Annotated in this window: 2 protein-coding genes and 1 pseudogene; all 3 read right to left on the bottom strand. The window is 74.1% G+C overall.

The genetic code is table 11. The features are described from left to right. Positions 1-190: 190 nt before the first annotated feature. Positions 191-2,932 carry a VWA domain-containing protein gene (locus ACLEQD_RS36340; protein ID WP_410390466.1) on the bottom strand — a complete coding sequence of 914 codons (2,742 nt, stop codon included), beginning with the start codon at positions 2,930-2,932 and terminating at the stop codon, positions 191-193. Continuing rightward, the gene (locus tag ACLEQD_RS36335; RefSeq protein WP_410390465.1) at positions 2,929-4,662 is read right to left on the bottom strand and encodes a vWA domain-containing protein; all 1,734 of its coding nucleotides are present in this window, start codon (positions 4,660-4,662) and stop codon (positions 2,929-2,931) included. The genes ACLEQD_RS36340 and ACLEQD_RS36335 overlap by 4 nt, the downstream gene beginning before the upstream one ends. A gap of 85 nt (positions 4,663-4,747) precedes the next feature. Beyond that, a pseudogene (locus ACLEQD_RS36330) lies at positions 4,748-5,218 on the bottom strand (DUF58 domain-containing protein); the annotation flags it as partial.

The following is a 5,218-nucleotide window of genomic DNA, read 5'->3' as shown; positions in this document are numbered from 1 at the left end:
CGCTCCAGCCGCGTCGCGGGAACCTGTCCGACTGTCCGACAGGTTTGGAGAACCCGGCTTGGGGGCGTCCGTTCCAGCCGAGCCGCGAGAACTTGTCCGACTGTCGGACAGGTTTGGACGACTGTGGGCGGGAGGTGCCCCACAGGGTGTCCGGGCTGTTGCGATGCGGCATCACTTTGAGCTCAGCACTTCAGCGTCCGGTGCGACGCCGTGCACGGGCGCGCGCGGCCTCCAGCGCGGAGTCCACTCCGGCGGGCGGCTTCGGCGGTTCGGGCTTCGACTCCGGGGGCTCCTCCGGGGTGGGGCTGGACGGCGCCGCGGAACGCTTCACGTCCGTGACGGGTGCGGCCGTGGGGCCTCGCGCCGTGGCCTTCTTCGCCGGCCGCTCCCGGGCAGCCTTCACGCGGGGCGCGGAGAGGAACCGGCGCACGGCCACCTCCGCCAGCATCGCCGCCAGCGCGAACGCCACCAGCCACGGTGCCAGCGCCACGCGGCCCTCCGACTCCGGCGCCTCCGCGAACAGGCCCGTCATCGACAGCCGCTCCTGTCCGCCGCCCACCGCCGCCAGTGCTCGCAGGAGCTTGAGCCCCTCCTTCGCGCTGCCCGGTTCGAACTCCGGCGCGTAGGGCAGCACCACCGGCGGCGCCCTCAGCACTCGCCCGCCCCACTTCACCACCGGGTGCCAGGTGCCGCTGCCCGACAGCGGGTACTCGACCACCAGCCGGTCCTCGTCCTCCCAGTGCAGCGGCTTCTCCGCGCCGGGGCGGCCGTCGTCCGACAGCAACACCGCCGTGGGCAGCGCACCCGGCATCGGCTCACCCGGCGGCAGGTCCAACGTCACGCGCAGCAGGTTGCCCTGGCGCTCCGAGCGCACCACCGCCTCCTCCTTCGGCGTGGTCCGCCCCATCGACCAGCGCACCACCGCCTCCAGCGTCGCGCGCAGCGCGCTCCACTCGCGCAGTTCCCCCGTGTACCTGCCGTCCACCTCCGCCGTGAGCGCCACCGTGCGTCCCGCGCCGTGCGGCCACAGCGCCAGCACCGGCGCGGCGTTGGTGTCCAGCGTGCGCAGCGCCACGTTCGCCCGGGGCTTCAGGTAGGTGAGGTTGTAGCCGCCCAGCTGCGGCAGCCCCGTCGTCGGCAGCGGTCCCAGCAGCGGCAGGTCCGGCGCGGCCTCCATCGACGCGGGCTCGTCCACGAACGTGGCCCTCGCCACCGCGAGCGTCTCCTGGCTGAAGATGCGCGGCAGGCTCATGGCGTCCTCCGCGAAGTAGATGCGCCCATCGCCGCGCCGGGCCACTTCGCGCAGCAGGTCCGCGTCCGGATCCGTGGGCTTGCCCAGGCCGATGACGGACACCGTCACGTTGGCCTCTCGCAGCGCGGCCAGCGTCGACTGGTAGTCGCCCGGCTCCTCGGAGTCCGCCGCGTCGGAGAACAGCACCACGTGCCGCGTGGGCTTGTCGCTGCGGAGGATCTCCTTGCGGCCCGCGCTCAGGGCCACGCCCACGTAGATGCCGCCACCTCCGCTGAAGCCTCGCGCCACCTGGTTGAACGGCAGCCCTTCGCTCACGGGGCTCAGCGGGAAGATTTCGTGCGGCTCCGTGTCCACCATGTGCACGGAGGCCTCGTCGTTCGCGTTGAGCAGCGTGAGCGCAGCCGTCACGCCCTCCGCCGCCAGCTCCATCTTCGTGCGGCCGTCCGGCACCTGCGCGCCCATGGAGCAACTGGAGTCCATGAGCACGCTCATCGCCACCGACGCACGGCGCTGCTCCTCGCGCATCTCCAGCGACACGGGCAGCAGCGGCTCCACGGGCGAGCGCCGGTAGCCGCCCTCGCCGAAGCTCGAACGCCCTCCCGTCATCACCAGCCCGCCGCCCGCCTGGTCCACGTAGTCCGCCAGCGCGTTCAACCCCGTCTCGCCCAGCGCGTTGGCGTCCACGTTCTCCAGCACCACCACGCCCACCCCATCGAGCGCCTCCAGCGACAGGTGGAACGGCGCCTTCACGTCCAGCTCCATGCCCGTCGCCGACAGCGCCTTCGCCAGCGTGCCCGAGGGCTGCGCGGTGAGCAGCAACACCCGCGGCGGGCCCTCCACGCGCAGCACGCCCACGCCCACGTCGTTCTCCGGGACGCCGTCGCCGGGCACCTCCACCGTGAGCCGGTAGCGCACGAGCCCCGGCTCCTCCAGGAGGTCGCGCAGGGGCAACAGGTTGGGGCCGGGCTTGAAGTCGAACGGCCCCTTCACCAGCACCTTTCCGTCGCGCTCCAGGCGCACGGTGCCGGTGACAGCGGAGGTGGCCTGCACCACGGCGGAGAACTGGAAGGGCTCGCGCACGGAGACGGTGGCGGGCACGTCCAGGGACACGACCGCCACGTCCAGCGCGGGCTCCGGACGGGACACCTGCCGGTAGTCCACCGCGATGCCTCGCGCCGCCAGCCGCCGCGTCGCGCCCCGGGCATCCGCGCCCGTGGCCCGGCCGTCGGAGACGACCAGCACCCGGCCCGTGCGCTCGGTGGGGATGAGCGCCCCTGCCGCATCCAGCGCGGCCGACAGGTCCGACGCCTCCGAGTCCACCGGCCGCGTGAAGCCACCGAACCGGCCCACCTCCGACAGCGGAGACTCCACGCGGGCCTCGCGGCCGAAGGTGATGACGCCCACGCGGTCGCCCGGCCGGCGCTGGGACTCCACCAGCGCAATCAGCTCCTGCGCCACGCGGTCCACGTCCAGCGGCATGGAGCGCGAGCGGTCCACCACCACGGCCACGTCGCTGCCCGCGTTGGCCAGCCGCAGCTCCGGTCCGGACAGCGCGCCCACGCCGAGCACCAGCAGCGCCCACCGCAGCACCATGGGCGGGCCGGGCCTCCGGCCATGGCGCCACAGGAAGAGGCCCAGCGGCAACAGCAGCAGCCACGCCTGGGGAAGGGTGAAGGTCATGCCTTCCTCGTGACGTAGAAGTCCGCCAGCAGCGCGGCCAGCAGCACCACCAGGGGCCAGCGGGCGCGCTCATGGCCGCCGTTCCCCTCTGAGTCCTCGCCCGCCTCCTTCGTGGCCACGTCGGCGCTGCCCCGGCCGCGCAGGTCCGACTCCCGCGCGTCCAGCGCCAGCACCTCCAGCGAGTCCACTTCACGGCCGTCGCGCTCCAGCACGTAGCGGCCGGGGCTCGTGGGCGCGGGCAGGCTCAGCGCGCCCGCGCCGAACACGGGCTTGCGGCCCGAGGGCCCCTTCAGCGCGTAGCGAGCCCCCGCCTCCGTCACCACGGAGAGCGCTTCGCCCAGGTTGAGCTGCTTCCGGGGGAAGCCTTCCCGCAGCCGCCGCGCCTCGCGCACCACGTTGCCCAGGAGCACGGGCCAGGCGGTGGTGCGCTGGAGGTTGGAGCGCGCCAGGTCCACGTTGAGGTGCAGCCGCCCACCCTCCTCTTCGGACACGAGCACGGCCTCGCCCGCGGTCATCAGCGGACGGCCCGGGGGGTTCGCGCCCGCCGTCCACCGCACACCCGCGAGCTGCACGTCGTCCATCAGCGTGCTGCCCTTCTCCGTGAAGAACGGCCCCACGAAGGTGCGCAGCGGTCCTTCCGCGCCCAGCGTCACGCGGGCCTCCGCGCGCGCGGGGCCCACGGACAGCACCGGCGCACCGGGGACGGGGGTGCCATGCGCCACGTCGGGCGACACCGCCAGGAAGCGCTCCAGCGCCTGCTTCGACGCGGGCGACAGGCCCTCCGTCAGTCCCACCGCCACCGGCATCACGGGGGACGGGGGCAGGCGCACGTGTCCGTCCTCGGGGAGCGCGTCGTCCGGCAGGGACACCTCCACGTCGCCGGCCTCGCGGAACGTGAGGCGCACCGTCGCGGCGCCCTCCTCCGGCAGCGCGATGCGCTCCGTGCGTTCAGTGCCCTCCCGAGCGCCCGGTCCAGGTGCCGCGCGCACGCGGGCTTCAACTTCCGAAGGGCCCGCGCCGAAGCGCGCGACCCGCAGCGTCACCGTGGCCCGCCCCCCTTCGTCGCGCCGCTGCGCGGAGACCAGCGCCACGTTGCCCTGGGAGCGGCCCAGCGCCGTCCAGCGCACGGAGGGAGGCACGGCCACCTCCGTGGAGGGAGGCGCGTCGGTGAAGAAGTGCACGCGCTTGCCTGGTCCGGCCAGCTCCTGCGCCCACAGGAGCGAAGCCGTGACGTCATGGTCCGGTCCGCGCGCGTCGAAGGACTCCAGTGCGCCCAGGGCGCGAGAGGCCTCCGCTTCCGGCCCAGCGATGACCTGGGGCGACACACCGCTCGCGAGCACCGTGACGTGCGTGGCGCGCTCAGTCTCCACGCGCTTCGCGGCTTCGGTGCGCACGTGCTCCAGCACCGTCCTGCCATCCGGAGTCCGAGCGGACATGGACAAGCTGCCGTCCACGACGAGCACGAGGTGACGGCGGCGAGCAGCCTCGCCCAGCCGCACGTCCGCCAGGTACAGCGCGGCGGCGAGCACGGCGAGCGCCTCCAGCAGCAGCGACGCCTCGCGAGTGAAGCGCTCCCACCGGGGTCCACCCTCCGCGCGAGGACGCGGCGTGCGCCACAGGAACAGCGCGCTCACCACGACCGGCTTCTGCCTGCGGCGCAGGAAGTACGCCGCGATCAACGGCACCAGCGCGCCCAGCGCCAATAAGCCCCAGGGAAGCCCGAAGCTCACGCTCCGCCTCCCACGACGCACCGCACGTGAGTGCACCCGCCATCGAGCCTCCGCGCCTCGCGCTCCACGCTGCTCGCACCGGCGCTCACGCTCCGCCTCCCGCGATGAACAGCGCGCGCAGCGGCCCCGCCACCTGCGCTCGCAGCCCCTCCGCCGCGTTCACGGTGAGCAGCGTTCCCCGCGCTCGCACCGCCGCGCTCCGCAGCGCGCGCTGGTGCTCCGCGAAGCGGCGGGCGTAGGCAGCCAGCACCCCGTCCGTCAGCAACTCCTCCAGCGCCACGCCGCTCTCCGCGTCCACCAACCGCGCGCCCTCGCCGCCCGTGGGCTCCAGGTCCTCCGCGTCCAGCACCTGCACCAGGAACAGCGCCGACGCTCCTCGCGACAGCCGGGCGCACAGCGCATCCAGGTCCGTCTCGAAGAGGAAGTCGCTCACCACCACCCGCAGGCCACACGGCCGCAGCGGCGGAAGCCGTCCCAGCGCCGACGCCAGGTCATCCCGCGCCTCGAACTCCGTGCCCCGCAGCGCCGCGCGGCACGCCGGCCCCTGCACCCGCTC

Origin of the sequence: Corallococcus sp. 4LFB (assembly GCF_046520365.1) — a bacterium.
GTDB lineage: Bacteria > Myxococcota > Myxococcia > Myxococcales > Myxococcaceae > Corallococcus > Corallococcus caeni.
Note: the sequence above shows the minus strand (reverse complement) of the source record. Positions and strands in the feature narration are given on the sequence as shown.